The 20,869-nt window shown below is 63.3% G+C and carries 21 protein-coding genes and 1 pseudogene; 12 read left to right on the top strand and 10 right to left on the bottom strand.

Translation table 11 applies throughout. From position 1 onward, the window contains the following. Window positions 1-223 precede the first annotated feature (223 nt). Window positions 224-1,909, top strand: coding sequence for a tetratricopeptide repeat protein (locus IVA81_RS23170; RefSeq protein ID WP_247322237.1), 1,686 nt, complete (start codon window positions 224-226; stop codon window positions 1,907-1,909). Between the two features lie 125 nt (window positions 1,910-2,034). Here IVA81_RS23170 and IVA81_RS23175 read toward each other — a convergent pair whose 3' ends face one another. From IVA81_RS23175 to napE, 6 genes are all read right to left on the bottom strand, one after another. Next, complete coding sequence (locus IVA81_RS23175) at window positions 2,035-3,150, bottom strand: ATP-dependent RecD-like DNA helicase (RefSeq protein WP_247322239.1); 1,116 nt, start codon at window positions 3,148-3,150, stop codon at window positions 2,035-2,037. 228 nt (window positions 3,151-3,378) lie between these two features. Beyond that, on the bottom strand, window positions 3,379-4,029 hold the full coding sequence (locus tag IVA81_RS23180) for a NapC/NirT family cytochrome c (protein ID WP_247322242.1): 651 nt from the start codon (window positions 4,027-4,029) through the stop codon (window positions 3,379-3,381). Continuing rightward, window positions 4,026-4,496, bottom strand: coding sequence for a nitrate reductase cytochrome c-type subunit (locus IVA81_RS23185; protein ID WP_247322244.1), 471 nt, complete (start codon window positions 4,494-4,496; stop codon window positions 4,026-4,028). The genes IVA81_RS23180 and IVA81_RS23185 overlap by 4 nt, the downstream gene beginning before the upstream one ends. Further along, complete coding sequence (napA, locus tag IVA81_RS23190; protein WP_247322248.1) at window positions 4,493-7,006, bottom strand: nitrate reductase catalytic subunit NapA; 2,514 nt, start codon at window positions 7,004-7,006, stop codon at window positions 4,493-4,495. Before napA ends, IVA81_RS23185 begins: the two co-directional genes overlap by 4 nt. Window positions 7,007-7,022: 16 nt before the next feature. Beyond that, window positions 7,023-7,337: a chaperone NapD gene (locus IVA81_RS23195; protein ID WP_247322250.1), complete on the bottom strand. Its 315-nt coding sequence runs from the start codon at window positions 7,335-7,337 to the stop codon at window positions 7,023-7,025. 29 nt (window positions 7,338-7,366) lie between these two features. Continuing rightward, window positions 7,367-7,552, bottom strand: a complete 186-nt coding sequence (napE, locus tag IVA81_RS23200) for a periplasmic nitrate reductase, NapE protein (RefSeq protein ID WP_211389945.1) — start codon at window positions 7,550-7,552, stop codon at window positions 7,367-7,369. A gap of 262 nt (window positions 7,553-7,814) precedes the next feature. Between napE and IVA81_RS23205 the strand changes: the two genes are divergently transcribed. The 5 genes from IVA81_RS23205 to IVA81_RS23225 all read left to right on the top strand — a co-directional run bounded on the left by IVA81_RS23205 (window position 7,815) and on the right by IVA81_RS23225 (window position 12,281). Next, the gene (locus tag IVA81_RS23205) at window positions 7,815-9,020 is read left to right on the top strand and encodes an LLM class flavin-dependent oxidoreductase (RefSeq protein WP_247322251.1); all 1,206 of its coding nucleotides are present in this window, start codon (window positions 7,815-7,817) and stop codon (window positions 9,018-9,020) included. A gap of 297 nt (window positions 9,021-9,317) precedes the next feature. After that, complete coding sequence (locus tag IVA81_RS23210; RefSeq protein WP_346659413.1) at window positions 9,318-10,439, top strand: DUF3618 domain-containing protein; 1,122 nt, start codon at window positions 9,318-9,320, stop codon at window positions 10,437-10,439. A 113-nt stretch (window positions 10,440-10,552) separates the two neighbouring features. Then, window positions 10,553-11,134 carry a hypothetical protein gene (locus IVA81_RS23215; protein WP_247322253.1) on the top strand — a complete coding sequence of 194 codons (582 nt, stop codon included), beginning with the start codon at window positions 10,553-10,555 and terminating at the stop codon, window positions 11,132-11,134. Then, on the top strand, window positions 11,131-11,547 hold the full coding sequence (locus tag IVA81_RS23220; protein ID WP_247322256.1) for a phage holin family protein: 417 nt from the start codon (window positions 11,131-11,133) through the stop codon (window positions 11,545-11,547). Before IVA81_RS23215 ends, IVA81_RS23220 begins: the two co-directional genes overlap by 4 nt. After that, window positions 11,544-12,281, top strand: a complete 738-nt coding sequence (locus IVA81_RS23225; protein WP_247322258.1) for a hypothetical protein — start codon at window positions 11,544-11,546, stop codon at window positions 12,279-12,281. The genes IVA81_RS23220 and IVA81_RS23225 overlap by 4 nt, the downstream gene beginning before the upstream one ends. 108 nt (window positions 12,282-12,389) lie before the next feature. Here the strand turns inward: IVA81_RS23225 and IVA81_RS23230 are convergent, their stop codons facing one another. The 4 genes from IVA81_RS23230 to IVA81_RS23245 all read right to left on the bottom strand — a co-directional run bounded on the left by IVA81_RS23230 (window position 12,390) and on the right by IVA81_RS23245 (window position 15,025). Beyond that, complete coding sequence (locus tag IVA81_RS23230) at window positions 12,390-12,653, bottom strand: GlsB/YeaQ/YmgE family stress response membrane protein (protein ID WP_247322261.1); 264 nt, start codon at window positions 12,651-12,653, stop codon at window positions 12,390-12,392. A gap of 41 nt (window positions 12,654-12,694) precedes the next feature. Next, window positions 12,695-13,150, bottom strand: a complete 456-nt coding sequence (locus IVA81_RS23235; RefSeq protein WP_247322264.1) for a YidB family protein — start codon at window positions 13,148-13,150, stop codon at window positions 12,695-12,697. 121 nt (window positions 13,151-13,271) lie between these two features. Next, window positions 13,272-13,751, bottom strand: coding sequence for a DUF2269 domain-containing protein (locus IVA81_RS23240; RefSeq protein WP_247322266.1), 480 nt, complete (start codon window positions 13,749-13,751; stop codon window positions 13,272-13,274). Continuing rightward, window positions 13,751-15,025: an SDR family oxidoreductase gene (locus IVA81_RS23245; protein ID WP_247322269.1), complete on the bottom strand. Its 1,275-nt coding sequence runs from the start codon at window positions 15,023-15,025 to the stop codon at window positions 13,751-13,753. The genes IVA81_RS23240 and IVA81_RS23245 overlap by 1 nt, the downstream gene beginning before the upstream one ends. Window positions 15,026-15,361: 336 nt before the next feature. Between IVA81_RS23245 and IVA81_RS23250 the strand changes: the two are divergent. The 6 genes and pseudogenes from IVA81_RS23250 (at window position 15,362) to IVA81_RS23275 (ending at window position 20,624) form a co-directional block, all read left to right on the top strand. After that, window positions 15,362-16,140 (top strand): annotated as a pseudogene (locus IVA81_RS23250) (helix-turn-helix transcriptional regulator). Between the two features lie 249 nt (window positions 16,141-16,389). After that, the gene (locus tag IVA81_RS23255) at window positions 16,390-16,599 is read left to right on the top strand and encodes a hypothetical protein (protein WP_247322271.1); all 210 of its coding nucleotides are present in this window, start codon (window positions 16,390-16,392) and stop codon (window positions 16,597-16,599) included. 61 nt (window positions 16,600-16,660) lie between these two features. Then, the gene (locus IVA81_RS23260; RefSeq protein WP_247322274.1) at window positions 16,661-17,140 is read left to right on the top strand and encodes a hypothetical protein; all 480 of its coding nucleotides are present in this window, start codon (window positions 16,661-16,663) and stop codon (window positions 17,138-17,140) included. 345 nt (window positions 17,141-17,485) lie between these two features. Then, a complete protein-coding gene (locus IVA81_RS23265; protein ID WP_247322277.1) occupies window positions 17,486-18,364 on the top strand; it encodes a L,D-transpeptidase in 879 nt (292 codons plus the stop codon). A gap of 120 nt (window positions 18,365-18,484) precedes the next feature. Next, the gene (locus IVA81_RS23270; protein ID WP_247322279.1) at window positions 18,485-18,643 is read left to right on the top strand and encodes a hypothetical protein; all 159 of its coding nucleotides are present in this window, start codon (window positions 18,485-18,487) and stop codon (window positions 18,641-18,643) included. A gap of 814 nt (window positions 18,644-19,457) precedes the next feature. Beyond that, entirely contained in the window at window positions 19,458-20,624 is a 1,167-nt protein-coding gene (locus IVA81_RS23275; protein WP_247322282.1) for a cytochrome P450, read from the top strand. The last annotated feature ends 245 nt before the right edge of the window (window positions 20,625-20,869 follow it).

The following is a 20,869-nucleotide window of genomic DNA, read 5'->3' on the forward strand; positions in this document are numbered from 1 at the left end:
CGATCGGGGCTGGACGAACAGTTGTCCGGCCGCCTTTTCGCATCATCGGAGGTACGGACGCAGCCGCCGATTGTTACGGCGGGACGGACACGAGTCTGTGAAATGAGCCGCGCGGGATAGTCCGGCGACAGCCGCTTGGCGAGACCGGGAACTCCGCGCTAGATGAACCGGTGCGATCGATGATCGACTCAAGAAGAAATTTGGCTGGAGCAGGCCTGACAACATGCTGGGCGTCGTTTCACTGATCCTCGTCATCCTGGCCGCCGGCGTGTCGAGCGCGGCGGCCGACCCGCAAGCCGACGACCTCGCCACCTGCCGCGACCGCCAGGCGGAGGCGCAGGCCCGCGCGAGCGCCTGCGACAATCTGCTGAAGGCCGACAAGCTCGGCGGCAAGGACAAGGCGATCGCGCTCTCCGTGCGCGGCAACACCCTGATCAACAAGCGCGATTACGACCACGCGATCGAGACCCTGTCCATCGCGGTCGATCTCGATCCGGACTACGTCATCGCCCTCAACCTGCGCGGCCTTGCCTATGAGCGCAAGGGGCAGGATGACCTCGCCATGGCGGACTACAATCTCGCCCTCCAGAAGCGTCCTGCCTACGGCGTCCCCTACAACAATCGCGGCGTCATCCACGCGCGCAGAGGCGCGTTGCAAAGTGCGCTCGACGATTTCAGCCTGTCGATCAAGTACACGCCGAAATTCCTGCTCGCCTGGACCAATCGTGCCCGCGCGCGCACGCTGATGAAGGATTTCGACGGCGCGATCGCCGATTTTGCGGAGGCCGAGAAGATCGACCCGGCCGCACCGCAGATCGCCGGCAACCGCTGCATCACTTACGGCATGATGGGCAAGTTCGATCAGGCCTTTGCCGACTGCAACCGCCTGATCGAGAAACAGCCGAAGAACGTGTTCGCGGTCAACAATCGCGCCGACGTCAGCATGATGAAGGGCGACCTCGACGCCGCCCTGAAAGACTACAACACGGCCATCCAGATCAATCCGAACAATGTCCGCGCCCATTCCGGCCGCGGCCAGATCTATGAGATGAGACGCGATCTCGCCCAGGCGCGCGCCGACTATCGCGCGGCGGCCTATTCGCTGACGAAGTTCGACGAGCCCGACGTCGCGCGCGCACGCGCCAAGGCGCAGGAGCGGCTCGCCGCGCTGATGCCGCAGACGCCGGCGGGCGCGCCCACCGGCCGCCGCGTCGCGCTGGTGATCGGCAATGGCGCCTACAAGAACGCCCATGCGCTGCCGAATCCGCCGCGCGATTCGAAGCTGATCGCAAGCGTGCTGCGCGATCTCGGCTTCCAGAGCGTGGTGGACACGAAAGACCTCACCCGCGACAAGTTCTTCCAGACGCTGAAAGCCTTCGCCGAGGAAGCGGAAAAGGCCGATTGGGCGGTGGTCTATTATGCCGGCCACGGCTTCGAGATCGGCGGGGTGAACTATCTCGTTCCGGTCGACGCCAAGCTCACCGCCGACAAGGACGCCGAGACCGAGGCCGTCGCGCTGGAGCAGGTGATCGCCGCCGTCGGGGCTGCGCGAAAGGTGCGTCTCGTGGTGCTGGATGCCTGCCGCGACAATCCGTTCGCACCGGCCATGCAACGCACGCTGTCGCTGAAGCTGGTCGACAAGGGCTTTTCCAACATCGAGCCCGGCGCCGGCTTCATGGTGGTTTACGCCGCCAAGCATGGCGAGACCGCGATGGACGGCGACGGCAGCGCCAACAGTCCGTTCGCCACCGCGCTGGCGCGCGAGATCAAGCAGCCTCGCATCGAGATCCGAAAACTGTTCGACATCATCCGCGACGACGTCTGGGCCGCGACCAGGCACGGGCAGCAGCCGTTCACCTACGGCTCGCCGCCGGGACGCGAGGATTTTTATTTCGTCGCGGGGAAGTGAGGCGCGTTCGTGGTGCCGTAGTCGTAGGGTGGGCAAAGGCGCAACGCGCCGTGCCCACGATCTCTCTCTATAAGGAATAAAGCGCGTGGGCACGCTTCGCTTTGCCCACCCTACGGCAGCGAATTCTAAACGACGATGCTCAACCTTTTCGCCGCCCGCGTGATGCCCGTGTACAGCCACCGCGCCCTGGACTCCTGAAACGCAAAGCTCTCGTCGAACAGCACGACGTCGTCCCATTGCGAGCCCTGCGACTTGTGCACGGTGAGCACGTAGCCGTAGTCGAACTCGTCATAGGGCTTGCGCTGCTCCCAGGCGATCTGCTCGACGCCGCCCTCGAAGCAATCGGCGCGCACCGAGACCTTCGTCACCTTGTGGCCGAAATCCTCGTCGGCGGACAGCCGCATCGAGAGGATGCGCGACTTCGAGCGTGACGTATTGCGCGACTTGACGCGCCACAGGCCGCCATTGAACAGGCCCTTCTTGCGGTTGTTGCGCAGGCACACCAGCTTGTCGCCGGCGACCGGAAAGACGTCCTCGATGTTCTGGCGCTGGCGCACGCGCATATTGTAGGCGCGCCTTGTGTTGTTGCGGCCGACCAGGACCTGGTCGGCGCCCATGACGCGATCGGGGTCGAGCTCCTTGCGGGACACCACCTCGCTCTCGCCATAGCGGCCGATGTCGAGTTCGCGTCCCTCGCGGACGTCCATCGACATCCGCACGATCGGATCGTCCTGGGCCTGGCGATGCACCTCGGTCAGCATCGCGTCGGGCTCGGTGTTGGTGAAGAAGCCGCCGCCTTGGATCGGCGGCAGCTGCGCGGGATCTCCCAGCACCAGCAGCGGGCACTCGAACGACATCAGGTCGCGCCCGAGTTCAGCGTCGACCATCGAGCATTCGTCGATCACGATCAGCTTCGCCTTCGAGGCCGGCGCGTCGTCCCACAATTCGAAGCTCGGCTGCTCCTCGCCGGATTCGCGGGCGCGGTAGATCAGTGAGTGGATGGTGGAGGCCTCGTCGCAACCCTTGTTGCGCATGACGAGGGCGGCCTTGCCGGTGAAGGCGGCGAATTTCACCTCGCCGTCGACGCCCTCGGCGATGTGCCGCGCCAGCGTGGTCTTGCCGGTCCCGGCGAAGCCGAACAGGCGGAACACCGGCGGCGTGCCGTTACGGCCGGGTTTTGCTTTCAGCCAGTCGCCGACGGCCTTGAGCGCGGCATCCTGATGCGGGGTGAAGGTGGCCATGTCTGTCTTGAGGGAGGGCGAAAGGCGGCGATTCGCCATCCCTCAAAAATAACCATTCACGCCACGGGTTCAAGCGCGGTCGCCCCGCAATTGCTGGTGGGCACCCGCATGTGAACCTTGCAAGAGGTCGTCATGCCCGGGCTTGTCCCGGGCATCCACGCTCTTTGTGCGCGTGGTTAGGCGTGGATGGCCGGGACGAGCCCGGCCATGACGCGGTGAGAACTGTGGCTACTGCCAGCCGGGAACGCCGCGCATGTCGGGCAGCTGGTGGGCGATGCCCTTGTGGCAGTCGATGCAGGTCTTTTCCTTGGTGAACAGGAAGCGCTGGTGAGCCACTGATGCACGCGGCGACTGCTTGGTGATGTCCATGGAATCGGCGCTGTGGCAGTTGCGGCACTCCAGCGAATCGTTGGCCTTGAAGCGCGCCCATTCATGGGCCGCCAGCTCGAGCCGTTGATCCCTAAATTTCTCGCGGGTGTCGATGGTGCCGAAGATCTTGCCCCAGACCTCCTTGGAGGCCTGCATCTTGCGCGCGATCTTGTCGGTCCAGTTGTGCGGGACGTGGCAGTCCGGGCAGGTCGCGCGCACGCCGGATCGGTTGCTGAAGTGGATGGTCGACTTCAGCTCGGCGTAGACGTTGTCCTTCATCTCGTGGCAGCTGGTGCAGAACTTCTCGGTGTTGGTGATTTCCAGCGCGGTGTTGAAGCCGCCCCAGAAGATCACGCCGGCAACGAAACCGGCCAGCACCAGTGTGCCGAGGGCGAACACCGAGCTCGGCCGGGTCAGCACCCGCCAGAGCTCCAACGCAAAGTCCCAGCTTCGCGTCAGGAAGCCGCGCTTGGTCTTCAGCTCGGCATGGGGCTCGTCAGCGGTCGTCATCGGCGGCCACCGGGGCTGGCGCGCGACAGCAGCGTGTCGATATCGGTGAAGTCGTTGCTGACCGGCGGATTGGCGGTGTTCTGCGGCACGTGGCATTCCGTGCAGAAGAAGCGGCGCGGCGAGATCGAGGCCAGGAACTGGCCGTCACGGTCCATGAAGTGCGTGATCGAGACCATCGGCGCCTGCGACTCCGCCGTGCGCGCCCGCGCGTGGCAGGACAGGCACTTGTTGCCGTTGAGGTCGATCTGGTAGCCGTCGATATTGTGCGGGATCACCGGCGGCTGCTCCGGATAGTTGCGCACCTCCTTTTCGGAGGTATTGCGGTTCGGCAGCATCGGCGGCGCCGGGCCCTCGTCATTGAGCGGGGTCGGGCCGCGCAGGCCTGACGTCACCGTCTGCGCGGTCAGTGAGCTCGTACCCGCGGCGATTGCGACCGCGAGCAGGGCCATTGCAAATCGTTTCATCATGACAGGTTCACCCGCTCGATGCGCACGGCGCATTTCTTGAAGTCGGTCTGCAGCGAGATCGGGTCGGTGGCGTCCAGCGTCACCTTGTTGATCAGCTTGGATTCGTCGAACCAGGGCACGAAGACGAGGCTGCGCGGCGGCCGGTCGCGGCCGCGCGTTTCGACCCGGGCGCGGATGAAGCCGCGGCGGGAGACGACCTTCACCTCGTCGCCGCGCCGGAGCTTCATGTCCTGCGCGTCGTCGGGATGCATGAAGCAGACAGCTTCGGGGAAGGCCTTGAAGAGCTCGGGCACGCGGCGCGTCATGGTGCCGGAGTGCCAGTGCTCCAGCACGCGGCCGGTCGAGAGCCAGTACGGATAGTCGTTGTCGGGCGATTCCGCCGCCGGCTCGAACGGCAGCGCAAAGATACGCGCCTTGCCGTCGGGAAAGCCGTAGAACTGCACGTCGGTGCCCTGCTTGACGTAGGGGTCGCTGCCCTCGCGGAAGCGCCACTTCGTCTCCTGGCCGTTGACGACCGGCCAGCGCAGGCCGCGCTCGCGGTGATAAGTGTCGAACGGCGCGAGGTCGTGGCCATGGCCGCGGCCGAACTGGGCATATTCCTCGAACAGGCCCTTGTGGACGTAGAAGCCGAAGGCGTTGGATTCGTCGTTGGCGTAACCCGGCTCGATATCGGTAACAGGGAATTTGTCGACTTGGCCGTTCTTGTAGAGCACGTCGAACAGCGTCTTGCCGCCAACGTCCGGCTTCTTGGCGATCAGCTCCGCGGGCCAGACCTCCTCGATCTTGAAGCGCTTGGAGAACTCCATGAGCTGCCAGAGATCGGACTTCGACTCGCCCGGCGCGGAGACGAGCTGATGCCAGAACTGGGTGCGCCGCTCGGCGTTGCCGTAGGCGCCTTCCTTCTCCACCCACATCGCGGTCGGCAGGATCAGGTCGGCGGCAAGCGCGGTCACCGAGGGGTAGGCGTCCGAGACCACGATGAAATTGTCGGGGTTGCGGAAGCCGGGATAGGTCTCTTCGTTGATGTTGGGGCCGGCCTGCAGGTTGTTGTTGACCTGCACCCAATAGGCGTTGATCAGACCGTCCTTCAGCATCCGGCTTTGCAGCACGGCGTGGGCGCCGTTTTTGTCCGGAATGGTGCCTTCGGGCAGTTGCCAGATGTGCTCGGCGTGATCGCGATGCGCCTTGTTGGTCACGATCATGTCGGCGGGCAGGCGGTGCGAGAAGGTGCCGACCTCGCGCGCGGTGCCGCAGGCCGAGGGCTGGCCGGTCAGCGAGAACGGGCTGTTGCCGGGCGAGGAGATCTTTCCGGTCAGAAGATGGATGTTGTAAACGAGGTTGTTGCACCAGACGCCGCGGGTGTGCTGGTTGAAGCCCATGGTCCAGAACGAGACCACCTTGGTCTTGGGATCGGCATAGAGCTCGGCGAGCGCCTCCAGCCGGTTGAGCGGCACGCCCGACATCTCGGCGGCCTTCTCCAGCGTGTATTCCGAGACGAACTTGACGAACTCGTCGTAGCTCATGTCAGTGGAGTCGTTGGGCTTCGCCGCACCGGTCGCCTTCTTCTGCAGCGGATGCTCGGGCCGCAGGCCGTAACCAATGTCGGTCTGGCCGCGCTTGAACACGGTATGCTTGGCGATGAAGTCCTTGTTGACCCGGGCGGTCCTAATGATGTGGTTGGCGATGGCGTTGAGGATGTAGAGGTCGGTCTGCGGCTTGAACACCATGCCGATGTCGGCGAGGTCGAACGAGCGGTGCTCGAAGGTCGAGAGCACGGCGACGCGGACATGCGGCGCCGAGAGACGGCGGTCGGCCAGACGGGTCCACAGGATCGGGTGCATCTCCGCCATGTTGGAGCCCCACAGCACGAAGGCATCGGTGGCCTCGATGTCGTCATAGCAGCCGGCCGGCTCGTCGATGCCGAAGGTGCGCATCATGCCGGCGACAGCGGACGCCATGCAGTGGCGTGCATTGGGGTCGATGTTGTTGGTGCGGAAGCCGGCCTTGAACAGTTTCGAGGCGGCATAGCCTTCCCAGATCGTCCACTGGCCGGAGCCGAACATGGCGACGCCGTTGGGCCCGCGCTTCTTGATCGTCTCCTTCCACTTCAGCTCCATGATGTCGAAGGCTTCGGTCCAGGACACCGGCGTGAACTCGCCGTTCTTGTCGTATTTGCCGCCCGTCTTGCGCAGCATCGGCTGGGTCAGGCGGTCATGGCCGTACATGATCTTGGAGAGGAAGTAGCCCTTGACGCAGTTGAGGCCGCGATTGACCTCGGCCTTGATGTCACCGTGGGTCGCGACGATGCGATTGTCCTTGGTCCCGACCATCACCGAGCAGCCGGTGCCGCAGAAACGGCAAGCGGCCTTATCCCATTTCATTTCGCTGTTGTTGCGCTCGGTGACGAGATTGGCGGCGAGCGCCGGAGCCGGCATGCCAGCGGCGGCGGCCGCGATTGCGGCGGCCTCGAGCTTCAGCAACTGGCGGCGGTCGAGCTTGGGCGATGTCATGATGGCTCTTCCTGACTCAGGCGGTTTCAATGGCGTGGAAGACCAGTGCCGCGGAATAGACGTGTTGCAGCGACTGGATGGTGTTGAGCATGGTGCCGAGGCTGCCGGCATCGGGCGCTTCGGTCACGACGACGAGCTTGCCGCGCGGATCGCGGCCGTGGATCTCGCAGCCCGGCAGCGCGGTGATCTCGGCTTCGAGCTCGGCGAGACGCTCGGGACGCGCCTGCACGATGATGCTGGCGATCTCGGCGCCCGGCGGCGCGATGACGCGGTCGGCACTGAGCACCCGGCCGGTGATCAAGGCGCGGCGATTGAGTGGGGCGTGAGCCATGATGATGCCTGTCTTTCGCTCGTTGAAGATCAATGCGGGGAGGGCGGCGGGCCGGGAGGGCCGGCGAACATCTGGTAGATCCAGACCCCGAGCCCGTAAGTGCCGACTGTTCCGACCGCGAGGACGGGCATGACGACCGCGGTCAGGAACAGGAACGCAAAAATCTCCATGCGCTTGCGGCGCACGCGCGAAGTTGTGTCGTCAGGGGCCGACATATTCGGTCTCTCTGAATGGTATGGGAATCGGGACGGCATCCGGGCCGTTGCCTTGCCGGCACCTTAGGAGGACGAGGTTCTGGTGCCTTGATTTAGATCAACGGGCTCCGAGCGAACGCTGCGTTGCACACCGCGCCATCAGCGTCGTGTTGATCGTGCGCGACGCCCGAGCGTTGTCCGCGGGGCGGAATTGGGGCGTCGTAGACAGCGCTGCCTCGCGCATTAAGATGACGTTAACAACAATAATGCGGAGAGCGACGTCATGAAGTTCGGCATCTTCTACGAGCTGCAATTGCCGCGGCCCTGGGTGGCCGGCGACGAGTTCCGGCTCTACCAGAACGCTCTCTCGCAGATGGAGCTCGCCGACAAGCTCGGTTATGACCATGCCTGGGTGGTCGAGCATCATTTCCTCGAGGAATATTCGCACTCGCCGTCGCCTGAATCCTTTCTCGCCGCGGCAAGTCAGCGCACCAAGAACATCCGGCTCGGCCACGGTATCCTGCAGCTCACCACCAACCATCCGGCGCGGGTCGCCGAGCGTGTCGCGGTGCTGGATCTGCTCAGCAACGGCCGTTGCGAGTTCGGCATGGGCGAGAGCGCGTCCATCACCGAGCTCACCCCGTTCGGCCGCGACATGGAGACCAAGAAGGAAGTGTTCGAGGAGGCCGTGGCCGCGATCTTCCCGATGTTCAAGGACGCAGGCAGCGAGCATCACGGCAAGTATTTCGACATCCCCCTGCGTAACGTCGTGCCGAAGCCGGTGCAGAAGCCGCATCCGCCGCTGTGGATGGCCTGCTCGCAGCTGCCGACCATCGAGCGCGCCGGCCGCCATGGTTTTGGCGCGCTCGGCTTCCAGTTCGTCAGCGCCGATGCCGCGCACGCCTGGGTGCACGCCTATTACAACGCGATGACCAAGCGGCTGCACAAGCTCGCGGACTACGAAATCAACCCGAATATGGCGCTGGTGTCGTTCTTCATGTGCGCCAAGACCGACGAGGAGGCGCGTGCCCGCGCCGACGGCGCCACCTTCTTCCAGTTCGCGCTGCGCTTCTACGGCGCCTCGCAGAACCGCCAGCGGCCCGCGCCCTACACGGTCAACATGTGGGACGAGTACAACAAGTGGAAGCGCGACAATCCGGAGGCGCAGGAAGCGGCCTTGCGCGGCGGCCTGATCGGCTCGCCCGAGACGATCCGCAAGAAGCTGAAGCGGTTCCAGTCGTCGCACATCGACCAGGTCATCCTGCTCAACCAGGCCGGCAAGAACAGCCACGAGCACATCTGTGAATCGCTGGAGCTGTTCGGCCGCGAGGTGATGCCGGAGTTCCAGAGCGACCCGGCGCAGGAGGCGTGGAAGAGGAGCGTGATGAGCGGCGAGATCAAGCTGGAGGAGATCGACACCGAGGCTTTCACGGATCGCTATGGCAAGCTGGCCATCAAAGTCGCGCAGGCCCAGGCGACGGCGGAGTAGGGCGTGCACACCTCAGCGCAAGACGCCGGCTTGAGCAGCTGAAGCCGCCACACGGTGATCAGCGCATCGATGCGGCGTTTTGACCCGGAGCGGACGAGCGCTTTCGGCTTCACACCATTGGTCTGACGACCATTGCAACGTTTTCCCACTTCGCTCGTTCCGGCAGTGATGGTGCCCTCTGCGTCGCCTGACGCAATCGGCGCGTGAGACGGCCGCGATCAAGTGACAGGCGGCACAGTCGTGGCGGCGATGGATGTCCCGTGGCCGTGATGATCGAGCGGGACACACGCGCCGCGCATGACAGCTCAATGCGCATATCCAGCTGCCACCCTCGCTCTCCATCGCGCTCCACCAGCTCGCTCTCGTCATCACCAGCAGCCGCAAAGCTGTGCGAGGAACGATTCACCAAAGCGTGAGTTCGTCTTCAAAATTCAAGAAGCACAGCAAGAGGGTAACGCGATGACACGATCTGTGGAGGAGTTGAGACGCGAGTCCGAGCGCAGCCGCGCGGAGCTGGCGGCAACGGTAAGCCGATTGAAGGATCAGATATCGGATACCGCCGACGACATTCGCCACAAGGTGTCGCCGCAGCACATCAAATCCGAAGTCAGCGAATATGTCAGCCACAAGACCCAGAGTTGGGTTGAAGGACTGAAGCAACAGATCATGGACAATCCGATGGGCGCAGTGGCTGCGGGCGCCGCGGTGGGAGTCCCGTTGCTGCGGATGGCGCGAGGTGTGCCGTTGCCACTTCTCATGATCGGCGCCGGGCTTGCCTTGACGTCCAAGACGGTACGCGATCGCGCTGCAGAGGCCACCGGTCCAGTCATGGACCAAGCGGGCCGAAGGTTCGAGGATGTAACCGAGGGCGCCCGAGGTCTGCAGGGCGACGCCAGGGAGACGCTATCCTCCGCACAAAGCCGAGCCGCCGGGATGGCTGGTGAGGCGCAGGAGAAGGCCGCCGGTCTCGCCGCTGATCTGCGGGAGAGCGCGGCGCGGGCCGCCAGCTTCGCGGGTGAAAAGCTCAAGAGCGGCATGGATGCAACCAAGGATGCCGCTGCGAGCGCGCCCGATCAGGCGCGCCAGACCATCGGCGACAATGCCGCGCTCATCGGAGGGCTGGGCATCGCGATCGGCGCCATCATTGCCGCGGCTCTTCCGGAGACAAAGGCCGAAGCGAAGGTGATGGGCCGGGCGAGCGACAGCATGAAGCAGGCTGCGGCCGCTGCGGCGCAATCCGGATTCGAGGCGGCGAAGGATGCGACCAATTCGGCAGCCGATGCTGCGTCGCAAAAGTTCGCCGATGCCGATCTCGGCAACCATGCCAGCCGCATGACGCGGAACATGGCGGACACATTGAAAGAGGCTGCCGACGACGTGGTCAAAGCTGCCCTTAGTCCCTCTCCCACCAACACTTAAGGATAAACACCATGAGCGATTTAGACCCGCACAACGTGAAGCAGTTTGCAAAGAACCAGGACAAAGGCACCGCGAAGGACATGAAGGAACAGATTGGAGATGCCGGAGCGGAGATGAAGCAGCGCGCCGGTGACGCTTTCCGCGCATCGGCCGATCTTGCGCGAGACAAGTTCGGTGAGGCCGCAGATGCAGCAAAGGGCGTCGCGGACGGCACCGTCGACCAGATCCAGAGCCAGGCCCGCGAGCAGCAGCGTTCGGGCGCCGATTTCGTCGCGCGGTTCGCGGATAACATTCGCGAGGCCGGCCGGGCTTTCGAGACCGACGTGCCATTCGCGGCACGCGGCATCGATTCCGCCGCGGACTATGTCGAGGATGCCGCGCAGAAGATCCGGGAGGGGAGCTTCCGAGATCTCGTCGAAGGCGCAACCGATTTTGCCAAACGTCAGCCAGCGGCGTTTCTCGGCATATCGGTGCTGGCTGGCTTCGCGGCCGTACGCTTTCTGAAGGCGTCGGGTGGTGGGCAGTCGTCGTCCCAAGGGCAGCGCGACACCACCGGCAGATGGTCATCGGGAAGCGGTCAGAAGGCAGGCGGGACCTCGTTTTCGGCGGGAGAACAACCCTGGGCTCAGGAGCCCGGGAGCCGTAACCCGCAGACGCAACAAGCCTCAACCTCTCAGGGCAGCACCGTACCATGAGCATCGAGCGCGATATCAAGACCAGCAAAAGTGAGTTCAGGGAGATCTCGACGCTGCTCGGCGATGCCATGTCGCAGTTCGCCAAGCTCTTCCAGAACGAGATGGACCTGGCAAAGGCGGAGTTTGGCGACAAGCTTCAGAAGATCGGCGGCGCGCTCGGCTTGATCGTAGGTGGCGCCGTTATGGTGATCCCGGCGATCGTCATGGTCCTGCTCGCCCTGTCCGCCGCATTGATCTCCGCGGGATGGTCGCAGCCGCTGTCATATCTGACGTCGGCAGTCATTGCTGCGGCCATTGCCGCGGCGCTGGTCGCTGTCGGCATCAACCGGCTTGATATGCGTCAGCTGACCCCCCGCGAAACGATCGGCCAGCTCGAAAAAGACAAGGACACCGTGAAGGGAATGGTGCGATGAGCAGCACAAAAACCGGCTTTATCGACAATCTGGTGACGGCAGCCCGGGACAACCCGCTTGCCGCTGCCTTGATCGGAGGCGGAGCGCTCTGGCTGTTGGCCGGCGATCAGAGGCTGAAGACCGTGGCGCGTTCGGCTGCGGAGACCGTCGCACCCGTTGCCGACATCGGGACGAGTGGTTTCAGGTCCGCAGCATCTGCCGTCAAGCAGACCGTGGCGCCTCCGACCGCGCCCGAAATGGACGAGGACGGCTCGCTGGGCGTCGGAGAGACCCTGCGGGACGCGAGCGCCGCCGCTTCCGATGCGGTCTCGCAAGCTGCCGACAGCGTCAGAGATCGGTTCGACGAGGGCGTCGCCTTCGCGCAGGAGCAATTCAGCAAGCTTGGTAACCCGATTCCGGACAAGGACGCCATGAACAGCGCGAAATCGTCACTCGCAGACATGCTGGAACGGCAACCGCTCGTGCTTGGGGTCGTGGGCATCGCGATTGGTGCAGCCGTCGCAGGCGCATTTCGCACCTCCGAGATCGAGAACCAATATGTCGGCGAAGTCAGCGACGACGTGAAGGCTGACCTGAGCCGGCGCGCCGGTGCAGTTTCGCAGGCCCTGCGCGAAGCCTCGGACACGGTCGTCGCAGAAATGAGCGACACCGGCGCCGAAGTCATGGACCGGGTCAAACAAGCCGGCATGGACGCCGCGGCAGCTGCTCGGGCCGAGGTGAAGTCTCCCCAATGAGACGATAAAAAAGCGGGCGCGTTGGCCACGCGCCCCCTTTGCTTGAACGTGATCAGGCAGGATCGCTTCCAAGGAAGTCGCTGCGGAGAAAGCCAGGCTTTCCGCTCTTCAGATCGCGCGCCGTTGTCGTCCGGCGAAGAAGCCATACACAAAGAGCACGACGATGGCGCCGACGACGGCACCAATGAGCCCCGCGCCTTCCCCGGGACGGTACCATCCAAGAGCTTGGCCAAGGTAAGTCGCAACAAAGGCGCCGACGATTCCGAGGATGGTCGTCAGGATGAACCCTGAAGGTTCGTTGTCACCAGGCATGATGAACTTGGCGATCACCCCCGCGATAAAGCCGATAATGATGGTCCAGATAATACCCATTTTCCGCTCCTCCTGAATAAAACGACGGCGACGGCTCAAGGCTATGAGGTCGGTATACGCCCCTCAGGCGTGTACTGGTCGACGGCCTGGGGAAGCTCGCGCGACAGCCTTGCGAGGATTTCCTCCTGCGAAAGCCCGGTTTCCTTCTCGAGCTTGTCCAGCACGTCGGGGCCGATGGCTTCCCGCAACTGCGGGGGCGAGATATCCTTGTTCGGCCCTGAGCTGACCCAGGACTGAGCCGCGTCCCCGTGACCGGTTTGGTTGAATTTCTCCAGCAGCTCGCCGATTCCTCCCTGCAGGAGTCCTCCGACACCTGCCCCGCTCAGCATGCCCGTGAGATTGCCGAGCAGGCCGCCCAGCGGCTGTTGGGCATTCGTGGGCTCGAGAGATCCGGATCCCGGGCCTCTGAGCAACTCCGCCAGCTTGTCTCGATTCTGATAGCCGGCGATGGCGAGCAGTCCGAGAAGGGCGGTCATGGATGGCATTCCGCGGCTCATCTTGTCACTCCGTCTTAAGATCAGACGGTTGGAACTCGGCTGATGCGGTTCTGTTCCTGGGCGGCCTTCCCAGCTCGCCGGATCTGGCGCAGGGCCAAATCGAAACGGAAGACGCACGAACCTAGTCCCAGTAGGGAATGGCCGGGCGGGCGATCATCAGCCAGAAGATGACCATCACCGCTGCGAACGCCGGAAAGCCGAAGGCGAACCACCATCGGAAGAGATGGTGATACCGGGCAGGCAGCTTGGTGTTGGTCGCAACCGCCGCGACGGCAAGATCGCGCATCTGCATCTGCATCCACACCACCGGCAGCCAGAAGGCACCGGTCACCAGATAGAACGCGATGGAGACCGCAACCCAGCCGTCGCCGAGGGAATACCCGCTCGACCACGCCAGCCATGTGCCGGTGATCGGCTGCAGGATCACGGCGCTCGCTGTGAACAGGAAGTCGGCCAGCACCACGGTCCGCGCGACTCCCGCGATCTCGCGTGGATCGCCGCGCAGATGGGCCACCAGCATGAAGAAGGCGATGCCGGCACCGGTGCCGAGCAGGACGGCCGCACCGATGATGTGCGCCATCTTCACGAGGAAGTAGAGCATCAGCGATCCTCCCGGATCGCCATGGCGACCAGGTTGAGCATGATCACCGGCCATATCTTCAGCATGGGTCCAAGCGGATCGGCCCATAGCCGCGGCACCAGCGCCGTCCCGATCACGGCATAGGTGAGCGAGATGATCAGTGCTGCCCACAACCCGTATCGGCTCAGAGGGCGCCAAAGGATGGAAAGGCCGATGACGAGGTCGGCGAGGGCGCCGGCGGTGACGGTGAGCGCCGCGAATTTTTCCTGCAGCCCGCCTTCCCGCAGCAACGACATGCCGATATCCCAGCCCGGGCCGAGCGAGATGATTCCTGTGCCGATCCAGAACAGGCCGAAGACGCCGAAGATCAGCGGCTTGAGCGCATACAGCCGTGCAAACCAGCGTTCCTGAACCGAAGCGGGCTCGCGTGCGTGCGCGTCTGCAAGTTCGCGGGGGTTCACGCCAGTCATTTGACGCCAAGGCTCGGGATCTCCGGTCGCGCCGCGCTGCATTTCCGCCTGCGCGGTCGAGTTGATGGGTGCTCCCCAACCCAGCATCTGCGCAACGTCACCGGCGCGGTAAGCGGCCGAAGCCGCCCAGGACGGCAGGTGCAGGCGGTAGGCTGGCCTCCAGCGCAACCAGGCGCGAAGGAGCGCGACCGCGTCGCTGAAGGCAATCCGCTTTGGACCGGCCAGATCAAGCGCGACGCGCGAGGGAGCGCCCGGTTGCAGAAAGAACACCACCGTCTCAACCACGTCGTCGAGATGCACCGGTTGAATGGCTGCCGTGTCGGGCATGACCGGCAAAATCGGCAGTGCTGCCAGTCCGCGCAACAGCGCGCTGCCACCATAGGCGGGCCGGCCAACGACAACCGAAGGTCGCAATACGATCCAATCGAGGTCCCGCGCCATCAAGGCGGCTTCGCCCTCTCGCTTGCTGCGCGAGAAATCGCTACGGGCATCGCGGTCGACGCCGATCGCCGAGAACAGGATGACACGGCGGACGCCCATGCTTTCACAGGCCGCATAAAGCGCCGCGCTGCCGGCGACATGGACGCCTTGCATGTCCTGTCCCTGCAGGGCACCCGCTGCATTGATGACGGCATCGACGCCTGCAAGAACGCCCTTCCATTCCGAAGCGTCGGTGGTGCGAGCGAGATCGAGGGTGATGTGGTGCCTGCCCGTTGCTGTCACCGGATGCCGGGACACCAATACGCATTCATGTCCTTCGGCGGACAGCCTGGCGTAGATTGCCGATCCAACAAGTCCTGTACCCCCGACGAGAAGGACGCGCATTCACTGAGCCTTCGATAGGCGGTCCGGGTGTTGCAACCCACTGATCAAACCTGGAGATCCGGAGATACAAAGCGGGGCTGACGCGATCGTTCCTCGCGGTGGAACCGGGGTGCTCGCTGCCAGCAGCGTTGTTCGTTGGAGAGCATCTCACGTTTCAAGGGGACGACGCTTGGCATGGATTTGCAGGGCCATCGAGGTGGGCCGCTAGGCCTTGCGCTTGTGAGCTCAAGCGGGCTCGGATTGGGGCGGAAGGGTTGAATTCGCAGGTCGCTCCGGCTTCCGGCAAAATGCACTTGCTGTTATCCTCTCGCAAAAGAACGTCTTGCGGAGGAAACGATGCGGCCTCAGGTGGTGCCTGCAAGTCCAGCCCCTGGTGATGTCGCGCCGGCGGTGCTCGCCATCGGCCGACCTGACTTCCCGAACATCCTGATCGACACGCTGCGCCGGCAGGCCGCTGTCGGCCATTGCATGGTGTTCGCGCTGAACCGCGCGGGTGCCGCGACCTGCCTGCTCGATGCCGGCAACATCCCGATCGGCGGCGATCTCGGCGCCGCCTATGCCGGCCAGTTCCACGAATCCGACCCCAACCGCGATGTGCTGTTCGAAGCCGAGGGCGGCGCGCCGATCATGCTGCCGTCCTTCGCGCCGCGCATGTACGGCGCGCGCTACCGCAAGATCTTCTTCCACGATTCCGGCATCGTCGACAAATGCGCGACCGCGATCTGGACCGGCGACACCTGAACTTCTATCGCATCACGGCCCAGGGCCGCTTCAGCGATGCCGAGCGTGTGCGGCTTCAAACAATCGCGCCCGCGATCGGCGCCAGCGTCGCGCGTCATTTCCAGCAGGCTTCGACCGCGACGCCCGACCAGAACCTCGCCGCATTGTTCGCGACGCGCGTGCCGCTCTCCGCGCTGACGCCGCGCGAGCAGGAGGTCTGCCGCCGCATTTTGCTCGGCTTCAGCTCCGAGGCGATTTCGCAATCGCTCGGCATCAGCCTGCATTCGACCCTGACCTATCGCAAGCGCGCCTATCAGCGGCTCGGCATTTCCTCGCAGAACGAATTGTTCTCGATCGTGCTGGGTCTGCTCGCAGGTCCCCGCGGCCTGAACTGAGGGAGATATCTGCTTCCGAGAGCGAAGCGGACATGCCGTTTACCGACAGGATCGCCGCCTTTTGACCCGGGCGGACGTCGGCCTGAGCCAAACCAGAGCTGAACCGGAAACAGCCAGCGACAAAGTGGCACATTTGATTTGGCGGGTTGTGCGGTCCGGTTAATGCACGCTTAGTCCCATTTGAGTTACGGTAGCCGGTCCATTCGTTGCAACTCGCCAGAATGAGGCTCTATGAGTCTGTGGTACTTCTTGAGCGACTGGTTCGCGGGTGTCCCAACCTATGGAGCGCTTTTCAAACGAAGCATGATCAACGCTGTATGCGTAATCGTCCTAATCTTCGTCATGATGCTTCTTGGGCTTCCCGGTGAATACGCTGCCGTCGTTATCTGCGGTCTTTTTGCTGTGAACGGCGTGATGTCCTTTGTTTTTCTACGCCAGCGCGAGCAAATGCGTGAATGAGAGTATGCCCCTGCTGCCCATCGCTCGAAGCCAAGTTGGCAAAGACCTTTAAGAGTCACAGATGAAGCTTAAGCTTGCTATCGCAGCGTTCCTGGTCCTCAGTGTCGCTGCTCTCGGTTATGCTTACGTCCGTGGCTTCACCTCTCAATTCGTGCAGACCTGCGAAAAGGCAATCCAAGAGCGGCTGATGGTTCCCTCCACCTATCAACGGATTGGCCTGGACGACGCCAGAAGAACAATCACGTGGGACGAATTTTTCGCCGAGCCGGAGCGGACCGGATCGGAAGCGGTCCGAAAAGGCATGATCCAAGCCGCACGGAGGCCGCCGGTTCAGTATATCGCGCTCATCGACTACCAAGCTCAGGACGCTGTCGGCGCCATCATTCGAGAAAGGGCGTCATGCACTTTCAACTCACTTGATGGGAGCGATGCGCCTACCCGTACCTATTGGGTGAAGATCGATGGCGAACATAACAGGGAGTGGGTCGCCAGGCAGCCCAATGCCGCAATTCTCCACCAGCGTTTGCTGAAAAATCTGTAATGCGGCGACGGGGCGTCTATTAGCCCATAGCCGACATTCGGTGGGGGAGACTCTGTGTCCGCTCCGTAGCGTTGATCTGACTCGGTCCAGCAAGCTGGCGAGATGAGCTTTGACCGAAGCCGCCGTTCATGAAAGAGCGGAGCATGACCGCTCCGCCGGGCGACCTCGAAGCGAGTCGTCCAGGTCGCTGCCCCAAATATCAAGCAGATAACTCCCAATTCTCAACCGGCCTGACAAGAGGTCGGCGTTAACCATCGCTGACGGTTCCAGTCTGAGCGACATCGCTTCGAAGTTTCTTAAATTTTGCTCGATACCTCTCTTGGGCATGGTGACCTGGAGAAGGGTATGAGCAAGCGAGCCAAACGCGGCAAGAAGGCAGAGACGCTCGCAATACCAATGGTCGCGAGGGTTGCCATTGGTGCCGTGGCCGTCGCCGCATTGGGGTACGGTTTGCTGTCTGGCTCGGCGAGCGTGCAACCGGCACGGAAGCCGTCCGCGCAACAAGCCCAGGCGTCGTCAACGCCGGTTTACGTGGCACCTCCGGTTCGTGCATCAGCGCCGGCCCCGGCTCCGATTCCCGCTCCGATTCCGGCCCCGGCGGCAGCTCTGGTCGAACCGCCAAAAGCCGCTGACGGTCCCGGCGCACTTGTCCGGCAGGTGGTCGACTATGCCAGTCACCAGACGCCGGGCACCGTGATCATCGATACCGGAAACACGTTCCTCTATTTCGTCCTGAACGACAGGCAGGCGTTGCGCTATGGCATCGGTGTCGGCCGCGAAGGCTTCACATGGTCCGGTGAGCAGACCGTGGCCCGCAAGGCAGAATGGCCGGATTGGCATCCGCCGGCAGAGATGATTGGGCGTCAGCCCTATCTGCCGCGGTTCATGGCAGGCGGTCCCGGCAACCCGCTCGGCGCCCGCGCGATGTATCTCGGCGAGACCGAATATCGCATTCACGGCACCAACAACCCCGATACGATCGGGAAGCGGGTTTCGTCCGGCTGTATCCGGCTGACCAATGACGACGTGACGGACCTCTATGAGCGGGTGAAAGTCGGAGCAAAAGTGATCGTGCTTCCGGCGACCGCTGCCCGTCGGCCATCGCAGGGAATGCCGGCTGACGCCGCTTTCCGATTGCCGGACCCGACGTCGGCGTCGAAGCGGCCCTTGGCGGCCAACGCGCAGATGCTGCCGTCTGGACCGAAGATCGCCGAGGCCCGGTAACTCAATCCTTCGACCTCGGTCCGCGACCCAACTCCGTCCGTCCCCATCGCTAGGGACAGACGCCGGCGCCGCATTTCGCTAGTCTGGCTTGGAGGAAACGCGAACCCAGGAGAGACCGCCTTGAGCACGGCGCCGCGCATCGACATCGACCCGGCCGCATTCTGGGCCGACCCCTGTCCTATGCTCGCGAAAATGCGCAAGGAGGCGCCGATCACCTTCGTGCCGCAGCTAATTTACCGACCGATCTTCTTGATGCAAGTGGGTTCGCTGTTGGGGTGAGGTGTGCAATCCCAGTCGGGTCCAAAGCCCGCATTGGCGTTCCGCTGTGGCAGGAAAGGGTAGTAAATCACAACCGCCGCAAAGACGGTGACAGCGACGATTGCTGACACCAGCATCCATGCCATGCCCGCGCGATCCGGACTCCAGTGGAGTCGCCGGATGGTTCGGTGCTTCCTTGGTTTGGGGTGCTTCATCGTCGTACCATCGATGTGATCTTGCCGATACTTTGCGTATTCAAGCGGTTTTGCCATCCCTATCGACCTGGGATTGTGCCCCGCCAATCCCAAGCTCGAGAGCAGCGGCGATCCTCTCCATCGCAGCACTCGTCCGATATGTTTCTGCGATGTGCTGCTCCCGCAACTCGATCATCGATGCCCCGGAAGTTGCGCGTTCCCGGCGCAATCGCCTAACACGATCCACCCCGCGGGTATCAAGATGACTGGCCACGCGTAGTACAGGACAACAGCCCAATCGGATGGTTGCATGCGATTTGCACCGAAGCTTTCGGCCACGTCAATTGCAACTTAAGCGATAATCGATCAAACCGCACGTGTGAGGTGAGCGCTCACGATTAATAGATCGTTGCTGGGCTATTGGCGGCGAACGTATGGAATATTGGCACTTGATGAACGTTCGCTCGGGCGTTTGTCGATGTCCGCTGTGGAGGTGATAGGGACCTTGCAATCCTGTCCCCGCGCACCCGACTTCCGAACACACGCCTCAATGCCGCCTGTCCCTATCGCTGGGGACAGACGCAGGCCGCGTGGCTTGCTAGTCTGGCCTGAAGGACGCAAGAATCCGGGGAGAGACCGCCTTGAGCACGGCGCCGCGCATCGACATCGACCCGGCCGCATTCTGGGCCGACCCCTATCCGATGCTCGCCAAGATGCGCAAGCAGGCACCGATCGCCTTCGTGCCGCAGCTCGGCTCGACGCTGCTGACCAGCCGCGACGACATCTCGATCTCCGAGAAGCAGATCGACGTGTTCTCCTCGCACCAGCCGGCCGGCCTGATGAACCGGCTGATGGGCCACAACATGATGCGCAAGGACGGCGAGGCGCACCAGGTCGAGCGCCGCGCCATGTTCCCGACGGTGTCGCCGAGGACGGTGAAGGCGCACTGGACCGCGCTGTTCCAGGCCCATGCCGACCGCATCCTTGACGCGATCAAGCCGGGGCGGATCGATTTCATGCGCGACTTCGCGCTGCCGTTCTCCGGCGAATGCCTGAAGTCGATCACTGGTCTCACCAATATCGGTTTCGAGGATATGGACGCGTGGTCGCAAGGCATGATCGAGGGCATCGCCAATTATGCCGGCGATCCCGCCGTCGAGGCGCGCTGCCATGCCGCGACCTCGGGCATCGATGCCGCGATCGACGATATCCTCCCGGTGATGCGCAAGAACCCCGACCAGAGCATCCTCGGTGTGCTCCTCGCCTCTGGCATGCCCATGGAGAGCGTCCGCGCAAATGTAAAACTCGCGATCTCGGGCGGGCAGAACGAGCCGCGCAAGGCGATCGCCGGCACGGTGTGGGCGCTGCTGACCCATCCCGAGCAGCTCGATCTCGTACGCAAGGGTGAGGTGACCTGGCTGCAGGCGTTCGAGGAATACGCCCGCTGGATCTCGCCGATCGGCATGTCGCCGCGGCGGATTGCAAAGCCTTGGACGATCCGCGACGTGTCGTTCGAGCTTGATGAGCGCGTGTTCCTGATGTTCGGATCCGCCAATCGCGACGAGAAGCATTTTGACCGCGCCGATCAGTTCGACCTGCGGCGCGATACGACGAAGAGCGTCGCCTTCGGCGCCGGTCCGCATTTCTGCGCTGGCGCGTGGGCCTCCCGCGCCATGATCGCAGACGTCGCACTGCCGACCGTGTTCGCCCGCGCCAGGCAGCTTGCGTTGACCGATGACGAGGAGGTGCGGATCGGCGGCTGGGCGTTCCGCGGGCTGCAGAATTTGCCGCTGCGGTGGCCGCATTAGCCGGCATCTGAGCAAGCGCCTCGTCCTTCAAGACGACCGCTTGAAAGCGCGTGTGCAGCCACGATGACATATTGCCACTGTTTTGCCCGACGGGTCAAACCTATTTCGTAAAAAAAGAAATGCGTTCTGAACCAAGCCCTTGGCTACTGTGCATGGGGTTGTTTTCCCATTTTTTGGCTCGCGTCCTGACTGTCACATTCCCGTGCAGAAAAAATTCGCGCTGTATCCGCTCCGTCGGTTGAAAG

It is taken from the genome of Bradyrhizobium sp. 141 (assembly GCF_023074055.1).
Taxonomy (GTDB): Bacteria; Pseudomonadota; Alphaproteobacteria; order Rhizobiales; family Xanthobacteraceae; genus Bradyrhizobium.